Source organism: Geodermatophilus sabuli, from assembly GCF_010686765.1.
Taxonomy (GTDB): Bacteria; Actinomycetota; Actinomycetes; order Mycobacteriales; family Geodermatophilaceae; genus Geodermatophilus; species Geodermatophilus sabuli_A.
The window spans coordinates 1-538 of sequence record NZ_JAAGWF010000107.1 but is presented as its reverse complement, the minus strand read 5'-3'; the positions used below and the strand labels follow the sequence as shown (position 1 = coordinate 538).

General features: G+C 56.5%; 1 protein-coding gene. It reads right to left on the bottom strand.

The window, feature by feature from the left end; genetic code table 11:
* The coding region (locus GCU56_RS23240; protein ID WP_163484517.1) for a hypothetical protein at positions 1-471 on the bottom strand (471 nt) is incomplete at its 3' end.
* Between the last annotated feature and the right edge of the window lie 67 nt (positions 472-538).

The following is a 538-nucleotide window of genomic DNA, read 5'->3' as shown; positions in this document are numbered from 1 at the left end:
GGCAGCCCCACCAATCTGCGCCACAGCGGCCGAGATCGCCCGGGTGGTCGTGGTGCCTGCCTCATCCACAGCAGAGTTCACCCCAAGCGTGATCTCACCCGTGTTCACGGCACCGAGCGCTGTCGTGGCCATGTCGCCAAAGTCAAGCGTCGGCATCTCCCATTCCGTCGCAGACGTCAGCCCCGCAAGCGCCTCCTGCGTCGAGCCGTCCACCCCAACAAGCACGTTGTTGATAGAACCGTCGATGGTGGTAAAAATGGGGGCCTGATATGTATCTATGCTTGTCACATTCAACTCCAGATACACTAACCCATTGATACTCGTAGTGTCCTGGTCAATGACCTGATCAATTAAAACCCCGTTGATACCAACCAACGAATAAGTGTCTGGACTATAGTTTGCATCGACCGGGTCTATGCGCCCATCCGAATGCAGGATGAGATGGTCTGTCAGGCCTGTGGCTGCGGCCATCAGGGGAATTTGGCCTGTATCCGGAAAGGCACTCCGGGGAATGTCGTAAGAGTTCCCGTTCCCATCC